This is a genomic window from Glycomyces amatae (assembly GCF_020991375.1).
GTDB lineage: Bacteria > Actinomycetota > Actinomycetes > Mycobacteriales > Micromonosporaceae > Glycomyces > Glycomyces amatae.
In genome coordinates, this window is sequence record NZ_JAJLQZ010000005.1 from 387,588 (window position 1) to 403,048 (window position 15,461).

General features: G+C 73.1%; 14 protein-coding genes. 8 read left to right on the plus strand and 6 right to left on the minus strand.

Going from position 1 to position 15,461, the window contains the following annotated elements; all coding sequences use genetic code 11:
- Window positions 1-8: 8 nt before the first annotated feature.
- Window positions 9-713: an alpha/beta fold hydrolase gene (locus LO763_RS10960; RefSeq protein ID WP_230602023.1), complete on the minus strand. Its 705-nt coding sequence runs from the start codon at window positions 711-713 to the stop codon at window positions 9-11.
- A gap of 88 nt (window positions 714-801) precedes the next feature.
- Here LO763_RS10960 and LO763_RS10965 point away from each other — a divergent pair, with 88 nt between their 5' ends.
- The 4 genes from LO763_RS10965 to LO763_RS10980 all read left to right on the plus strand — a co-directional run bounded on the left by LO763_RS10965 (window position 802) and on the right by LO763_RS10980 (window position 4,251).
- Entirely contained in the window at window positions 802-1,308 is a 507-nt protein-coding gene (locus tag LO763_RS10965; protein ID WP_230602024.1) for a GNAT family N-acetyltransferase, read from the plus strand.
- An 882-nt stretch (window positions 1,309-2,190) separates the two neighbouring features.
- Window positions 2,191-2,331: a hypothetical protein gene (locus LO763_RS10970; RefSeq protein ID WP_230602025.1), complete on the plus strand. Its 141-nt coding sequence runs from the start codon at window positions 2,191-2,193 to the stop codon at window positions 2,329-2,331.
- A gap of 178 nt (window positions 2,332-2,509) precedes the next feature.
- Complete coding sequence (locus tag LO763_RS10975; RefSeq protein ID WP_230602026.1) at window positions 2,510-3,040, plus strand: hypothetical protein; 531 nt, start codon at window positions 2,510-2,512, stop codon at window positions 3,038-3,040.
- Window positions 3,041-3,249: 209 nt separating this feature from the next.
- Window positions 3,250-4,251 carry a TerC/Alx family metal homeostasis membrane protein gene (locus LO763_RS10980; RefSeq protein WP_230602027.1) on the plus strand — a complete coding sequence of 334 codons (1,002 nt, stop codon included), beginning with the start codon at window positions 3,250-3,252 and terminating at the stop codon, window positions 4,249-4,251.
- Window positions 4,252-4,287: 36 nt separating this feature from the next.
- On the opposite strand, the gene LO763_RS10985 is transcribed toward LO763_RS10980, so the two are convergent.
- Together LO763_RS10985 and LO763_RS10990 are read right to left on the minus strand one after the other, a co-directional pair.
- Window positions 4,288-5,388 (minus strand): MFS transporter, encoded by a 1,101-nt coding sequence (locus LO763_RS10985; protein ID WP_230602028.1) that lies wholly within the window; start codon window positions 5,386-5,388, stop codon window positions 4,288-4,290.
- Entirely contained in the window at window positions 5,378-6,019 is a 642-nt protein-coding gene (locus LO763_RS10990; RefSeq protein ID WP_230602029.1) for an HAD-IA family hydrolase, read from the minus strand. The genes LO763_RS10985 and LO763_RS10990 overlap by 11 nt, the downstream gene beginning before the upstream one ends.
- A gap of 58 nt (window positions 6,020-6,077) precedes the next feature.
- On the opposite strand from LO763_RS10990, the gene LO763_RS10995 reads away from it, so the two are divergent.
- The gene (locus LO763_RS10995) at window positions 6,078-7,268 is read left to right on the plus strand and encodes an ROK family transcriptional regulator (protein WP_230602030.1); all 1,191 of its coding nucleotides are present in this window, start codon (window positions 6,078-6,080) and stop codon (window positions 7,266-7,268) included.
- Here LO763_RS10995 and LO763_RS11000 read toward each other — a convergent pair.
- Together LO763_RS11000 and LO763_RS11005 are read right to left on the minus strand one after the other, a co-directional pair.
- Window positions 7,265-8,503, minus strand: a complete 1,239-nt coding sequence (locus LO763_RS11000) for an MFS transporter (RefSeq protein ID WP_230602031.1) — start codon at window positions 8,501-8,503, stop codon at window positions 7,265-7,267. The genes LO763_RS10995 and LO763_RS11000 overlap by 4 nt on opposite strands.
- Before the next feature lie 469 nt (window positions 8,504-8,972).
- On the minus strand, window positions 8,973-10,643 hold the full coding sequence (locus tag LO763_RS11005) for a glucuronyl esterase domain-containing protein (protein ID WP_230602032.1): 1,671 nt from the start codon (window positions 10,641-10,643) through the stop codon (window positions 8,973-8,975).
- Window positions 10,644-11,028: 385 nt separating this feature from the next.
- Between LO763_RS11005 and LO763_RS11010 the strand changes: the two genes are divergently transcribed.
- From LO763_RS11010 to LO763_RS11020, 3 genes are all read left to right on the plus strand, one after another.
- A complete protein-coding gene (locus LO763_RS11010; RefSeq protein WP_230602033.1) occupies window positions 11,029-12,468 on the plus strand; it encodes a class II fumarate hydratase in 1,440 nt (479 codons plus the stop codon).
- A gap of 70 nt (window positions 12,469-12,538) precedes the next feature.
- Entirely contained in the window at window positions 12,539-13,333 is a 795-nt protein-coding gene (locus tag LO763_RS11015) for an SDR family NAD(P)-dependent oxidoreductase (RefSeq protein ID WP_369431965.1), read from the plus strand.
- A 16-nt stretch (window positions 13,334-13,349) separates the two neighbouring features.
- The gene (locus tag LO763_RS11020) at window positions 13,350-14,546 is read left to right on the plus strand and encodes a low temperature requirement protein A (protein ID WP_230602035.1); all 1,197 of its coding nucleotides are present in this window, start codon (window positions 13,350-13,352) and stop codon (window positions 14,544-14,546) included.
- 23 nt (window positions 14,547-14,569) lie between these two features.
- Here the strand turns inward: LO763_RS11020 and LO763_RS11025 are convergent, their stop codons facing one another.
- Complete coding sequence (locus LO763_RS11025) at window positions 14,570-15,460, minus strand: AraC family transcriptional regulator (RefSeq protein WP_230602036.1); 891 nt, start codon at window positions 15,458-15,460, stop codon at window positions 14,570-14,572.
- Between the last annotated feature and the right edge of the window lies 1 nt (window position 15,461).

Here is a 15,461-nt window from a genome sequence, read left to right on the forward strand (position 1 = left end):
GCGGGACCTCAGACCGGATTGCGGCAGGCGCTCGACACGACGTCGACCCAGACCTGCGGATGGGTCGACCACAGGTCGTGCGGGACGCCGGGGACCTCGACGAAGGCGCCGCGGGGGACCAGGGCGGCGAGCTGGCGCAGCGGCCAGGAGGGCCTGATGTCGTCCTCGGCCGCGATAATGGTCATCGGCACCGTGCAGTCGGCCAGGCCCCGGAACAGCCCGGGCTCGTGGATCCACTCCAGGAACGACGCCATCAGCGCCCGGTGCACCGAAGGCTCCCAATCGATGTCGATCCTGGGCTGCGTGTCCTTCAAGGACTCGTAGACCTCGGACCAGCTGCGGTCCTTGTGGAGGCCGTGAGCGGCGACCGACACGACCGAGCGGACGCGGGAGGGATGGTCCAAGGCGTACCGGACGGCGAGGTCCGCGCCCCACGAGTGGCCGAGCACCACCCACCGGTCCACGCCCGCAGCGCGTCTGACCGCCTCGAGGTCGGCGACGGCCTGGGCGATGGTGTGCGGACCGCCCTCAGAGCGGCCCACGCCCCGCGGTTCGGGGTACCACGCCCGCATCCCCCGGGGCGCGATCTCGTCGCGCTCGAGGTAGTGGACGCAGCCGGGGCCGCCGGACAGGACCAGCGCGTCGGGCCCGCTGCCGGTGACGCCGACGTGCAGGAGGGTCTGGTCGTCGGCGTGCACGGTCGTTGAGCGCATGGGCAGATCCTTCCGCACGCGCGCCGCGCTCGCATACCGGGGAGGCAAACCTGTTGCCGCCGCCGGTCCGCCGGGGCACACTGTCCCGATGCGCATCCGACCGGCCACCGCCACCGACCTGCCCCGATGCCGGGACATCGAACGCGCCGCAGGAGAGTGCTTCCGGCCCATGGGGATGCCGCAGATCGCCGACGACGAGCCGCTCAGCCTGGAAGAACTGGCCCGCTACCAGCGCTCGGGCCTGGCCTGGGTCGCCGCCGACGACCAGGACCGGGCGGTCGCGTACCTCATCGCCGAACCGGTGGACGGCGCGCTGCACCTCGAGCAGGTCTCGGTCCACCCCGACCGGGCCCGCCGCCGCATCGGCCGCCGCCTGATCGACCACGCCGCCGAGCACGCCGCCGCCGCGGGACTGGCGGCGCTGACCCTGACCACGTTCACCGAGGTCCCCTGGAATGCCCCCTACTACGCCCGCTGCGGGTTCGCACCGATCCCGGCAGAGGACCTGTCCCCAGGCCTGCGCAAGATCCGCGAGCAGGAGGCCGCCCACGGCCTCGACCGCTGGCCCCGCGCGGCCATGCGCCGAACCCTCTGAACACCCGAAGGCGGCCTCATGCGGCCGAGGCATGGGGAAGACGAAGCAGGGGAACGCCATCGGGTCGCCCTGCGACGAGGGCCGCCGAGACCACTGCTCGCGCTGGAGCGGAGGCCGCAGGACGCGGCTGAGCCGCAGGCCCCGTGGCCTCCCCTCCCGCCCGTGGCGACCGGCGCACCGCCTGCACCGATCCCCGCATGTACGAGTCGCCTATGGACGCGCGAAGGATTCCTCTGCGGCGCAGCCGGTGCTACGTTCCTCGATACCCCCTCGATTGGAGCATCGATGCCCGTATTCGATCCGTCGGATCCGCCGACGATGCAGGGGCGAATCCGGTTCTGCGCCGAGTGCACTGCTCTGATCCTGTCCCCGGACTGGGAATCATGCCGCCACTGCGGCGGCAGACCGACCGCGAAGCCGCCGGACCGGATCATGTTCCGGGCGGCCGGGCGACAGCCCGGTGAAATGCATGCGCCGCCGGTATCGAGCAAGGCGGACATCGATCCCCCCGTCCCCCGCTCGCAGCAGTCTCCGCCTCGATGCGAGTCGTGCGGCAAGAACGCGAAGGCCGGCACCCGCCGCTGCCGGCCGTGTGCTGCCGGCCGCTCTCCCGGCGAAGGGAATCGGCGAGGCGCCGCCGGCGATCGGCGCCGCGAGCGCCGTAAGAAGCACGTTAAAGCGCAGTCCTGGCCGCTCTGCATCGGCTGCGACAGCCGCAAGAAGGCCATCGGCTCCTACTGCGAGGCGTGTTTCGGGAAGATCCAGCGCGCGCAGCGGCAGCCACCGCGTCCTTCGAAGGACGGCAGGGCACGACCGCGTCGGCCTACCGGTGGGCCGCAGAGGGACCCGCGTCCCCCGCTGGACTCGTCCGCATCGCCGTCCGTGGTCGAGCCTCGGAGCGAGCGCCGCACCCAGGGCCCGATCAAGACGCGCTCCTACACGGCGCCCGAGAACGACCCCCGCCTCGTCAACGAGTTCGCCAAAGGCATGCGAGGACGCCCCCGCGGGGACATCACCGAGTGACCGCCCGCTCGGACCATCCCGTCGCTGCACCGCCGCTCGGATCCGCTGAGCGGCGGCCCGCAGGGCACGCCGACCGATCTGTTCCAAGGCCGACCATGCGGCCGAAGCCGAACCGCGCAACCTCCCGGCCCCGGTCGCCGTGTCAGTAGCATGGGCGTCGAAGGCCCGAGGAGCGCACATGGACACGGCAGGACTCAACTCGATCGCGATGCTGCTGCGTGAACGCAACCGGATCGACGCGCGCATCGCCGACATCGTGGGGCGGCCCGTCGTCTCCGGGCACCTCTCCGACTGGATCGCCGCCCAGATCTTCGACATCGAGCTGGAACCGGTCGCGGGCAGCGTCATCGACGGCCGCTTCCGCGGCGGGGCGCTCGCCGGGCGCACCGTCAACGTCAAGCACTACGCCCGCAACCAGGGCCTGCTCGACATGACCGACTCCGAAGAGCTCGACTACTACCTGGTCATGACCGGATCCGCTGGGGCGCACCGGCCCTGGTCCATCGAGCACGTCTACCTCTTCGACGCCCAGGAGCTCTACGACGAGCTGAGCGCCCAGCTGCGCCGCATCGGGGTCGCCACCAGCGTCCGCCCCGAGTACTGGCGGGCCGCCGAGGTCCACCCCAACCCGGCCCGGCCCGCGCTGGCCCTCGGCCCCAGGCAGACCGCCGCCCTCAAGGCGTTCGCCGCCCACGGCGACGACCTTTAGCCGTCGACCGGTGCGGAGCTCCATGCACGACGGTCCCCTTTCCGACTGATCACCCCATTCCCATGATGAACAGGAGATGAACGAACTTCGGTTCGGGTCCTACTCCGAGGGGTAGTCGTGGTCGGCGACGCCGGATGCCGTTAGGATTCGGTGCACTGAGGGGTGATGTCAGCCCGCAGTCGTGATGATGGCAATCTGACGGAGGAAGCGTGCTCGATATCAGCCCACTCACTTGGGCAGTCACCATCGGTCTCATCGTCGCGCTGCTGGCGGTGGACCTGATCTTGGCAGCGGCGCGGCCGCATCACGTCGGGTTCAAAGAGGCCACGGCCTGGTCGGTGTTCTACATCGCCATCGCCATCGGATTCGGCGTCTGGTTCGGTATGCAGTACGGCAACGCCGCCGGGACCGAGTACTTCGCGGGCTACATCATCGAGAAGAGCCTCTCGGTCGACAACCTGTTCGTGTTCGTCATCATCATGACGACGTTCGCGGTCCCCGACCACCACCAGCACAAGGTGCTCACCTTCGGCATCGTGCTCGCGCTCATCATGCGCGCGATCTTCATCGCCCTCGGCGCGACGCTCATCAACTCGTTCTCGTTCATGTTCCTGCTGTTCGGGCTGCTGCTGGTCTACACCGCGATCCAGCTGTTCCGGCACCGCGACGAGGATCCGGACGTCGAGAGCAACCTGATGGTGCGCGGCGCGCGGCGCTTCCTGCCCATCAGCGCCGACTACGTCGGCGGCAAGCTCTTCACCAAGGAGAACGGCCGCCGGGTCGTCACCCCGCTGTTCATCGTGCTCATCGCGATCGGCAGCGTCGACCTGCTGTTCGCGCTCGACTCGATCCCCGCGGTCTTCGGCGTCACGCAGGAGGCGTACATCGTCTTCACCGCCAACGCCTTCGCCCTGCTGGGCCTGCGGGCCCTGTTCTTCCTCGTGAAGGGCCTGCTCGACCGGCTCGTCTACCTCTCGCTCGGCCTGTCGCTCATCCTGCTGTTCATCGGCTTCAAGCTCATCATGCACTGGGCCCACGTGGACATCGACACGTCGATCCCCGAGATCCCGACCCCGCTCAGCCTCGGCGTCGTCATCGGCGTGCTCATCGTGGTCACCGTCGCGAGCCTCGTCAAGACCCGCGGCAACCCCGACGAGAAGGCCCACGCCGGATCGCTCAGGGCCACCAAGAAGGACGAGGAGCCCCAGTAGGCGGACGGGCCCCGGGACCAGGTCCCGGGGCCCGTTTCATCGCCTGCGGCTCAGGAGCAGCAGCACCAGCAGGAGCGGGATCGGCAGCAGGAACGCCTCCCGCAGGCCGATCTGCGCGTCCAGCCAGCCCAGGGCCGCGGGCGCGGCCAGGATCGCCGTCCCCGAGGCCAGCGACCCGATCGACGCCGAATGCCGGTCCGAGAGGTCCGGCACGGCCACCAGGCGCCCCAGCATGATCGGGTACAGCGGCGCGATCCCCAGGCTCGCCACCGCGATCCCCGCCGTGACCGTGTACGGGTCCCGCCCCGCGTAGACCAGGAGCGTGCCCGCCGCCGTGGTCGCCGCCGCGGCGGCCACCGCCCAGGACCGGTTCACGAACCGCGGTCCCGCGAAGCGGCCCAAGGCCATCCCGATGCCGAAGCTCGCCCCGAGCGCCGACGCCGTCCCCAGCGCGACCCCCGTGTCCACCAGCCGCGCCACGCCCCACACCACGAAGCAGAACTCGCACGCCACGCTCAGCACCACGCCCAGCCATCCGAGCGCGGCGGGCGCCAGCGGCACCGCGGTCCGCGGCGCCGGGCCGTCCCGCGGCCCCGCCACGGTCCGGTGCGCCACCGCCGCGAGCAGCACCGGGACCGGCACCAGGATCGCCCACCGGCCCGGCAGGCCCAGGGTCTCCAAGGCGCCGAACGCCAGCGGGGCGCTCACTCCGGCCGCGCTGGCGACGCCCACGGCGATCACGATCCGCTTCGCCGCCCCGGGCCCGCGCAGCAGCGACGGCGTCGCCAGCGTGACCGCCGCGCACCCGAGGCCCACCAGGACCGACCCCGTCCCGGCCGCGAGCAGGTGCGGCGACAGCGCCATCGCGGCCGCGCCGACCGCGATCCCCGCGCACGCCAGGCGCAGCACCAGGCCCGTGCCCGCGCGGAGCACCGCCGGGCCGGTCATGGCCGCCAGGACCAGCCCGGCCCCGAAGGTCATGGTGAGCCACACGAGCTCGCCGCGCGGACGGTCCAGTTCGGACGATATCCCGGCCAGATAGGGCCCGAACGACGCCACGAGGTAGCCGAGCCCGGCCTGCGCGAAGCCGACGACGCGGCCGACCTCGCGCGAAGGGGCGGCCGCGTCAACGGCCACTGCGCACCCGGTGGCTCACTTCGAGCAGGCCCGCCAGCCGCCCCAGGTCGGCCAGTTTCAGGTCCGCCTCGAGGCCGCGCAGGGACGCGGTCATCGCACCGGCCGCGCGGCCCGCGGCCAGGCCCGGCTCGGAGTCCTCGACCACGAGGCAGCCCGCGATGTCGACCCCGAGCATCGCGGCGGCCTTCAGGTACCCCTCCGGGTCGGGCTTGCCGCGCTCGACGTCGTCGACGGTGAGCAGCAGCGGCGGCTCGATGCCCGCGGCGCCGAGGCGGGCCCTCGCGAGCCGCTCGTCCGCGCTGGTGACGACCGCCCACGGGATGCTGGAGCGCTCTAGGACCGCGACGAGCCGCAGCGCCCCCTCGGCGGGCCCCACGCCCGCCAGGTCCTCGTATTCGAGGGCGGTCAGCCATGCCGTCGCCTCCCGGACGCCGTCGTCGTCCAGGTCGGGGCGCAGCCTCGCGACCGTGGCCGCCGAGGGGCTGCCGTGCGCGTCGGCGAGCGTGAGCGCGGGGTCCACGCCGTACTCGAGGGACCAGGCCTCCCAGGTGCGCTCCACGGCGCCGTCGGAATCGACCAGGGTGCCGTCCATGTCGAGCAGGACGGCCGAGGGGTTGCTGTAGCTTCGCATGAAGCCCTCCGGGGATCATTAAACTCGTAACGCGAGGATAATTGCTGGAGGTCACGACATGCAAGCCGGAACCCCTGCCGAGGACGCGGCCGAAGGCCGCGCGAAGGTCGGCCGGGCCGAGGCCGCCCGCTGGAGCGGCGCGCTCGACATGCTCAACCTCGTGCGCGCGCAGCCGGGCGTCACCCGCGCCGAGGCCGCGCGCGCCCTCGGCGTCGGCAGCGGCACCGCCACCGAGATCTGCGCCCGCCTGCGCGCCCTCGACCTCATCGCCGAGCGCCCCGCCCCGCCCTCGGGCCGCGGCCGGCCCACCACCAGCCTGCACGCCCACCCCGAAGGGCCCCTCGCCGCGGTGGTCGACATCCGCCAGTCCGACTGGCGCGTCGCCGTCGCCGACCTCGAAGGCAGCCTCACCGACACCGCGACCGGCCGCCACACCTCCAAGCGCCCCGACCGCGTGCTCGCCGCCGTCCGAGACGCCGTCGCGGGCCTCGCCGAACGCTACGGCCGCCGCGTGCGGGCCGTCTCGGTCTCCACCGCGGGCACCGTGCGCCGCGGCACCATCGTCCAGGCCAGCGTCCTCAACTGGCGCGACGTCGAGGTCGAACCGCTCCTTCCCGGTGTGCCGCAGGCGCTCGGCAACGACGCTACCCTCGCCGGACTCGCCGAGGCCCGCCTGAACCACCCCGGCCGGGCCGTCCTCTTCCTCACCGTCGAGGTCGGCCTCGGCGGCATCTTCGTCGACGGCGGCCGGGCCCTCACCGGCGCGACCGGCGCGGGCGGCGAGTTCGGGCACGCCCCCTTCGGCGACCCGGCCGTCGCCTGCCCGTGCGGGGCGCGCGGGTGCTGGGACGTGGCCGTCGACGGCCGCGCCGTGGCCCGCCTGCGCGGCGAGGACGAGCCCGACGACCCGCGCTCCTACCTCATCGACGCCCTCGTCGACCCCGGAGCCCGTGCGGCCGTGGCGGAGTGCGCGTCGGTCCTCGGTCGCGGCACGGCCGGGCTCGTCAACGTCTTCGACCCCGAGGTCGTCTGCCTCGGCGGCCTCGCGCCGGAGCTGCGGCGGGCGGCGCCCGACGCCTTCGCGGCGGCGTACGAGGCGGGCACGATGGGGTTCCGCAGCGAGGACCCGCCCGAGCTGGTGCCCTCGGTGCTCGACCGGGACGCCTCGATGCTCGGGGCGACCGAGGCCGCGTTCGACGCCATCCTCACCGAGCACGGCATCGCCGACTGGATCGAGGAGCGCGCCTAAGCGGCGCCGACGGGCTCCTTCGGCCGCCGCGCCGGGTCGTACACCGGCACCCAGCGGGCGAGCCAGCCCGCGCCGAACCAGGTGATGGCGCCCAGCGCGACCGCCGCGGCCGCCAGCGGGAACGCCAGCGACACCAGGCTGATGAGGCCCGGCCCGGCGACGTTGCCCAGGTCCGCGCACAGCCGCCAGCCGCCGAGGAACTGGCGGCGGCCCGCGTCGGGGGCCACGTCGGAGCCGATGGTGAGCACGATCCCCGAGGAGATCCCGTTGCCCAGGCCCATGAAGCAGGCGACCAGGCCGATGGTGAGGGCCGTGCCCGACAGCGGCAGCAGCAGGAAGCCCGCGCCCATGACGACCATGGCGGGCAGGGCGACCCACATGCGGCCGAAGCGGTCCATGATCGCGCCGCCCGGGTAGAACAGGAGCATGTCGACCCCGGCCGCGAGGCCGAAGATGATGCTCGTGGTGGTGGCGTCGAGCCCCTGGAACGCGGCCCACAGCGGGATGATCGCCTGGCGCGAGGCGCGGGCGATCATGATGAGGAAGACCCCGGTCCCGGCGGTGGCGAAGACCTTCCTGTGGTCGGCCAGGACCCGCCACAGGCTGCGCTTCTCCGGGACGGGGGCCTCGGACTCCGCGGCGCGGCCGGACGGGAGGTCCGGCAGGGCCAGGCTGAGCAGGCCGCCGGCGAGGCTCGTCCCGGCGGCGAACGCGTAGGTGGCGCCGAACGAGTGCTGCTCAATGAGGAGGGCGCCCACGAACGGGCCGATGAACGAGCCGATGCGGAAGGTCCCGCCGAGGGTCGACAGGGCGCGGGCGCGGAAGCCGATCGCGACGGCCTCGGAGAGGTAGGCGTGGCGGGCCAGGCCGAACACGGCCGAGGAGAGGCCCATGGCGAACACCGCGGCGGCGAGCACCGCGAGCGCGTCGGTGCGGGAGGCGACCAGGAGGGCGGCCGCCTCGACGATGCAGGCGGCGAGGAGCACGCGCTTCTCGCCGAAGCGCTGGGCCAGGGCCCCGGCGGGGAGGTCGCCGCAGAGCTGGCCGAAGCCGATGAGGCCGACGACGATCGCGGCCTGGGTGACGGTGGCGCCGAGGTCGAGCGCGGAGAGGGCGATGAGCGGGACGACCGCGCCCATGCCGATGGAGATCAGGACGGTGGGGCCGTAGATGGGGAGGGCGAGCCTGCGCAGCCGGATCGAAGGGGGCGGGTCCGATGCGGCGTTGTGGGGCACGACCGCGAACGTACCAAGGAGTGGCGATGAGCGCTCACATCGCGGGAGCCGGTTGTGACCGATTCGACCGGCCGACCGGTCAGTGGGGGAGGAGCGAGGCGCGCGGCGGCGAGTGTGGAGCCGGGGCCGGGCGTGTCACGGCGGTTCGCGGCAAATCGGGCCTCGCGAGGCGCCCCCGACTTCGATGGTGCTGGGTCGGTACGACGGTTTCAGCGGCCGGGTGCGCGGCGCTGCCGCGAGCTGCGCCAGTGGGGTTGGGAGTGTCGCGGCGGTTCCCGGGCAAAACGGGCGCGGCGAGGCGCCCCCGGCTTCGATGGTGCCTTGCGGGTACGACGATTCAGCTGAGCTGAGCTGAGCTGAGCTGAGCTGAGCTGAGCTGAGCTGCGGTGCAGTGCGGTGAGGCAGTGCGGCCAAGGCGGGTGCGCGGCGGCGGCTCGGAGCTCCGAACCGGTCCGCCGCCGCGCGGGATTTAAGCCGCTGTGCAGGTCACCGTCGGTTCGACGCTGCTCCCGCTGGCCACGAAGCCCCAGGCGTTCCTGGTCTGGCCCGAGTTCAGCGAGCCGTTCCAGCCCACGTCGCCGGCCGTCACCGACGCCCCCGAACTCGTCACCGACGCGTTCCATGAACTGCTGATCCGCTGGCCTCCCGGCCACGTCCACGTCACGGTCCAGCCGCCGATCGCGCTGCCCCCGGCCGTCACATGGACGTTGCCCTGCCAGCCCGAGCCCCACTCGTTCACGACCTCGACCCTCGCGGTGCAGCCGTCGCCGCTCGGCGGCGGCGTGGTCTCCTCCGGCGGCGTGGTCTCCTTCGGGTCGGTGGTCTCCTCGTCCGGCGGCGTGGTCGTCTCCTCCGGGTCGCCCTGGCCGAGCGTCGGCGTCGTCCAGTTGCGCCACTGCGACAGGTTCGCCGACTTGCTCGAGTGCATGTTGATCACGCCGGGCGGGTTGCCGCTGCCCTTGAGGAACGTGCTGATGCTCTGCTGGAGCGGCGTCCGCCACTCGCTGCGGGTCGCGCAGTGCGTCCCGTCGGACACGTTCGAGTGGTACGAGATGTTGTCCTCGGCCCCGAGCGCCTTGTAGACCTCCGCGCCGCCGAGCGCCGCCACGGCCCCCGAGCGCGCGCCGAGCCACTCGACGTGCGGGTTCTCCATGATGAACAGGCCGCGCGGCGCGACCATCCCGACCATCTCGTGGGTGTCCACCGGCAGCCCGTTCGGGTTCGAGGTGTACGCGTTGAACGCGTCGCCCAGCCACGGCTGCTCACCGTAGGCGCTGCTCAGCGGCTGCGAACCGCCCTCCTGCGCGATGGAGCGCATGGCCGGGGCGCCGCCGGTGCCCGACTCGATCGGCATCGTCAGATCGATGCGCTGGTCGAACGCGCCGGCCACGAACGCGCCCTTGCCGTACCGGGAGCACCCGGTCACGCCGGTGCTGGTGTTGAGCACCGACCCGCCCGACTGCTCGATGACGTCGATGATCCTGCTGACGCCCCAGGCCTGGGCCATGAGGATGCCGGTGCTGCTCGACGCGCCGTACAGGGTGTAGAACGCGCCCTGCTTGTTGTTCCGCGAGGTGCCCTCCGCGCCGACCGAGCCCGGGTCGAAGTTGACCACCGCGGCGCCCGAGGACAGGATCGTGTTCGTGTCGGCGCCGAAGCCGCCGTAGACGATCACCGCCGGGAACGGGCCCGAGCCGCCGGGCAGCTGGACCGTGGCCGAGAAGCTGGCGCTGCGGCCGCCCTCCGAGACGTTCACGGTGATCCGCGACGAGGTGACCGTGCCGGTGACGCTGTCGGGCGCCTCCGGCTTGTCGCCGTAGATGGTCCGCTCGGCCAGCTCCTTGATCTCCGAGCGGCGGCACTCCCACTGCTCCCGGGTGGTGACGCGGCTGCCGTCGATCTTCGTGAACGGGTCGGGGAGCAGTGAGCTCGAGGCCCAGCTCCCGGGGACGGTGACGTCGCAGTCGGCGCCGTCCCACTCGGAGGAGGCCTGGACCTGCGCCTCGGCGCTGTGGATGCGGGGTGCCAGCGCCAGCGCCGCGGCGACGGCCACTGACGCGAGCGCGACCAGTGCGAACCGCAGGCGGCGGCGGTGCCGGGAGCGCCCCGGAGCGGGTCCGGGCGCGATCGATGATGCCATGACGGAATCCTTCTGTGGTGGGGCGGAGGTCCATCGTCGACGGTGTGGGGCGGCACGGGGATCGGTGCCGACATCGCGCGGAGACCACTCATGCCGAAACTTTCAATGAAACTTCCGTGAGGGTGACCAAAGCTTATATCGAAAGTTTTCGATACACAACGCTTTGTCGACAGTTTTCGATGGCGTTTGCCAAGACCTCCGCGCGGGCGCCGCCGCCGCGCCGAAACCGCCGCCGCGCCGCCGAGGACTTCGCGTACCACACCGCCTCCGGGCCCCGCGAGATACGATCGTCACCCCGCGCGGCCCGGCCCGCGCGGACGGCAGGCCGCCCCCGGGCGGCGATCGGGCGAGCGGCCCCGCGGCCGCGCACAGGGCGGAGACGGCATTGCTGCACAAGGACATCCCGATCGGCACCGGCGCGACCGGGACGCGCACCGAGACCGACGCCATCGGCGCGATCGACGTCCCCGCCGAGCACTACTGGGGCGCCCAGACCCAGCGCTCCCTCGTCCACTTCGACATCGGCGACGACCTCATGCCCCGGCCCCTCCACCACGCCTACGGCCTCGTCAAGAAGGCCGCCGCGCTCGTCAACGGCGAGGCCGGGCGCCTCGACCCCGACCTGGCCGCCGCCGTCGCCCAGGCCGCCGACGAGGTCGCCTCGGGCGCCCTCGACGCCGAGTTCCCCCTCCACGTCTGGCAGTCCGGCTCGGGCACCCAGTCCAACATGAACGTCAACGAGGTCATCGCCAACCGCGCCAGCCAGCTCCTCGGCGGCGGGCTCGGCGCCGACCGCCTCGTCCACCCCAACGACCACGTCAACCTCGGCCAGTCCACCAACGACACCTTCCCCACCGCCATGCACGTCGCCACCCTCCGGGCCGTCCGCGGGCACACCATCCCGCAGGTCGAGGCCCTCGCCGACACCATCGGCCGCAAGGCCCGCGAATGGGCCGAGGTGGTCAAGATCGGCCGCACCCACCTCCAGGACGCCACCCCGCTCACCGTCGGCCAGGAGTGGTCCGGCTGGGAGGTCCAGCTCCGCGACGCCCTCGCGCGCCTCGACGAGTCCCTCGAGGCCGTCGGCGCGCTCGCGGTGGGCGGCACCGCCGTCGGCACCGGCATCAACGCCCCCGACGGGTTCGGCGACGCCGTCGCCCTCAAGCTCACCGAGCTCACCGGCCTGGCCCTGGTCAGCGCCCCCAACAAGTTCGCCGCCCTCGGCTCGCTCGACGGCATGGTCGCCGCCAGCGCCGGCCTGCGCGGCGTCGCGGTCGCGCTCATGAAGGCCGCCAACGACATGCGCTGGCTGGCCTCGGGTCCGCGCGCGGGCTTCCACGAGCTCCGCCTGCCCGAGAACGAGCCCGGCTCCTCGATCATGCCCGGCAAGGTCAACCCGACCCAGCAGGAGGCGACCGTGATGGTCTGCCTCCAGGTCATCGGCGAGGACGCGATCGTCGCCAACGCCGGCTCCCAGGGCACCTTCCAGCTCAACACCATGCGGCCCGTCGTCATCGCCAACGTGCTCCACTCGGCCCGCCTCCTCGGCGACGCCGCCGCGCACCTGCGCGTCCACAGCGTCGAGGGCACCGAACTCGACCGCGACCGCATCGCCTCCCATGTGGACCGCTCGCTCATGCTCGTGACCGCGCTCAGCCCGCACATCGGCTACGACCGGGCCGCCGCCATCGCCCACAAGGCCGACCACGAGGGCACCACCCTCCGGGAGGCCGCGACCGCCCTCGGCGTCGAGGCCGCCGACTTCGACCGGATCGTCGACCCCGCGGCCATGGTCGGCGACCCCCGGCGCGATCTGGGGCTCTGACCGCGCCCCCGAACGCCCTTGATCAGGTCCGGGCTTACGGACCGGCCTTTTTGGGTAGCGTGAACCCATGATCGCGATCGACCTCGACGGCAGGACCGCACTCGTCACCGGCTCGACCCAGGGGATCGGCGCCGCGATCGCCGAGAAGCTCGCGCTCGCGGGCGCCAGGGTCGGCGTCAACGGCCGCAGCCCCGACAAGGTCGCGGCGGCCGTCGAGCGGTTCACCATAGAGACCGGCGTCGACCGGTTCTTCCCCGCCCCGGCCGACCTCGCCACCGAAGAGGGCGAGGCGGCGCTCGCCGAGGACCTGCCCGCCGTCGACATCCTCGTCAACAACCTCGGGATCTTCGGCGCGCAGCGCGCCCTGGACATCACCGACGACGAGTGGCGCCGGTACTGGGAGGTCAACGTCCTCTCCGCGGTGCGCCTCATCCGCCGGTACCTGCCGGGCATGTCCCAGCGCGGCTGGGGCCGGGTCCTCAACATCGCCAGCGACTCGGCGATCGTGATCCCCGAGGAGATGATCCACTACGGCACCAGCAAGACCGCGCTCCTGGCGGTCTCGCGCGGCTTCGCCAAGCAGGCGGCGGGCACCGGCGTCACCGTCAACTCGGTGATCGCCGGGCCGACCCACACCGGCGGCGTCGAGGAGTTCGTCTACCAGCTCGTCGACCGCTACCTGCCGTGGGACGAGGCGCAGCGCGAGTTCATGCGCGAGCACCGCCCGCAGTCGCTGCTGCACCGCCTCATCGAACCCGAGGAGATCGCGAACCTCGTGGCCTACCTCAGCTCGCCGCTGGCCTCGGCCACCACGGGCGCGGCCGTCCGCGTCGACGGCGGCTACGTCGACTCGATCGTGCCCTGACGACCGAGGAGGCCCCATGCCCGCCGACGCGACGAGCGCCGACCCCGGCGACCCGCGCGCCGCCGAAGGCGCGCCGCCGCACGGCCACCGCGCGGTCTCCCCCCTCGAACTGTTCTACGACCTCGTGTTCGTCCTGGCGATGTCCCAGCTCACCGCCCACCTGTCCGCCCACCTGAGCTGGCGCGGCGCCGCCGAGACCCTGGTGCTCACGGTCGCGGTGTGCGGCGTGTGGGCGTTCACCAGCTTCGAGGTGTCCCTGCTCGACATCCAGGCCTCCTGGACCCGCCTCATCGCGGTCGGCGCGATGGGGGTCGGCCTGTTCATGAACTCCGCGATCGGCGGCGCCTTCGACCACGGCGCCTGGCTGTTCGTCGCCACCCTGCTGGTCGCCCTCGCCGCACCCGCCGCCATCGCCGCCCTGAAGGCCCCCTCGGTGCGGATGCGCCGGCACTTCGCGCGGCAGCTGACCTGGCTCGCCTTCAGCGGACCGCTGTGGCTGACCGGCGCGGCCGTCGCCCCGGAGGCGCAGCTGTGGCTGTGGGCCGCCGCGGCGATGATCGACCTCGTCGGCGCCTGGACCGCCCACCCGCTCCCGGGCCGCGCCCTGGACTCCGAACGGCTCCCGTTCGACGCCGAGCACTTCATCGAGCGCCTGCGGCTGTTCCTGATCATCCTCCTGGGCGAGACCGTCCTCTCCCTGGGCGAGACGATCGCCCACCAGCCGAACGAGCCCCTCATCCTCACCGCCGCGCTCGGGACCTTCATCGCCCTGGTCGGCCTCTGGTTCACCTACTTCGGGCGCGGCGAGCGCATCGCGGTCGGCAACGCCGCCGAGACCGACGACCCCATCCGGGCCGTCCGCCTCGGCATCGACATGACCTACCTCTTCCTCGCCGGGCTCGTCGCCTTCGCCGCCGGCAGCGAGCTGCTCATCGAGCACGCCGCCGACCCCCGCTCCGGGGTCGCGGGCGTGCTGCTCATGGGCGGCCCGGCCCTGTACCTGCTCGCGCAGGCGGTCTACTTCCGGCTCGCCGTCGGCACCGACTGGCGCGCGAGGGCCGTCGGCGGGCTCGCCCTCGCCGCGGCCGCCGCCGCCGCGCCCTGGCTGCCCCCGCTCGCCGCGATCGGCCTGCTCGTGCTCATCACGACGGTCCTGGCGGTGCGGCTGACGGGCGAGCGCAACTGGCGCCCCGAGGTCAGCCGCCGCATCTGACCGGGCGAGGGACCGGCGGCCCGTCAGCGGTTCCGGTACGCCGAAGGGGTCATGCCGTGCTGGCGCGTGAACTGGCGCGAGAAGTACATCGGGTCCTCGTAGCCGGTCCGGCGCGCCACCGCCGCCACCGGCATCGCCGTCCCGTCCAGCAGCTCCCGGGCCCGCGCCATCCGCAACTGCACCTGGAACTGGAGCGGCGAGACCCCCAGCCGCTCCCGGAACAGGGCGCTGAGCTGGGACGCGCTCAGCCCGCACATCGCCGCGAGCGCGCCCACCGCCGTGCGCCGCGGCGCGGTCGCCCGCAGGTGCTCCACCGCCCGCTCCAGCGGGCTCAGGCTCGGGCCGGGCCCGCGGCGCCCGGTCGCGATCACCTGCGCCAGCGCGTGCCAGGCCGCGCCCGCCGCCCGCGTGAAGCCCGACACGGTCAGCCCCGCGTCGAGCCCGTCGATGACCTGCGAGATGAGGCTCGCCACCGGCGCGGGATCGCGCAGGTGCGTCACCGGCCCGCCCGCCGCGTCGAGCGCGGCCCGGGCCAGCTCGTCCGCGTCCGCGCCCGTGAAGTGGAACCACCACACGGTCCACGGGTCCTCCTGGGACGCGCCGTACGCGTGGGGCCGCTCCGCCGGGAGCAGGACCGCCCCGCCCCGCCCCACCGCGGTGCGCGCGCCGTCCACCCGGCACCACCCGGCCCCGTCGGTGCACACCAGCAGCACGTGCTCGCGCGCCCCGCGCGGCCTGGAGCGCCCGTGCCGCGCCGCGTGCGGGAAGCACCCGGCGTCGGTGACCAGCAGCTTCCCCGCGACCGGGTGCCGCAGGGCCTTGGCCGCGGCGTCCCGGGGCACCACCAGCATCCGCTGCCCGGCGAAGCCGTCGGGTATCGCCCCCGCCTCGGGCTCGGTCGTCGTTTCGTCCATG

Bases quoted from the DNA above. Each gene is read 5' to 3' on its own strand.
- LO763_RS10960 (WP_230602023.1), bottom strand. From the start codon at position 713: ATGCGCTCAACGACCGTGCACGCCGACGACCAGACCCTCCTGCACGTC.
- LO763_RS10965 (WP_230602024.1), top strand. From the start codon at position 802: ATGCGCATCCGACCGGCCACCGCCACCGACCTGCCCCGATGCCGGGAC.
- LO763_RS10975 (WP_230602026.1), top strand. From the start codon at position 2,510: ATGGACACGGCAGGACTCAACTCGATCGCGATGCTGCTGCGTGAACGC.
- LO763_RS10990 (WP_230602029.1), bottom strand. From the start codon at position 6,019: ATGCGAAGCTACAGCAACCCCTCGGCCGTCCTGCTCGACATGGACGGC.
- LO763_RS10995 (WP_230602030.1), top strand. From the start codon at position 6,078: ATGCAAGCCGGAACCCCTGCCGAGGACGCGGCCGAAGGCCGCGCGAAG.
- LO763_RS11005 (WP_230602032.1), bottom strand. From the start codon at position 10,643: ATGGCATCATCGATCGCGCCCGGACCCGCTCCGGGGCGCTCCCGGCAC.
- LO763_RS11020 (WP_230602035.1), top strand. From the start codon at position 13,350: ATGCCCGCCGACGCGACGAGCGCCGACCCCGGCGACCCGCGCGCCGCC.
- LO763_RS11025 (WP_230602036.1), bottom strand. From the start codon at position 15,460: ATGGACGAAACGACGACCGAGCCCGAGGCGGGGGCGATACCCGACGGC.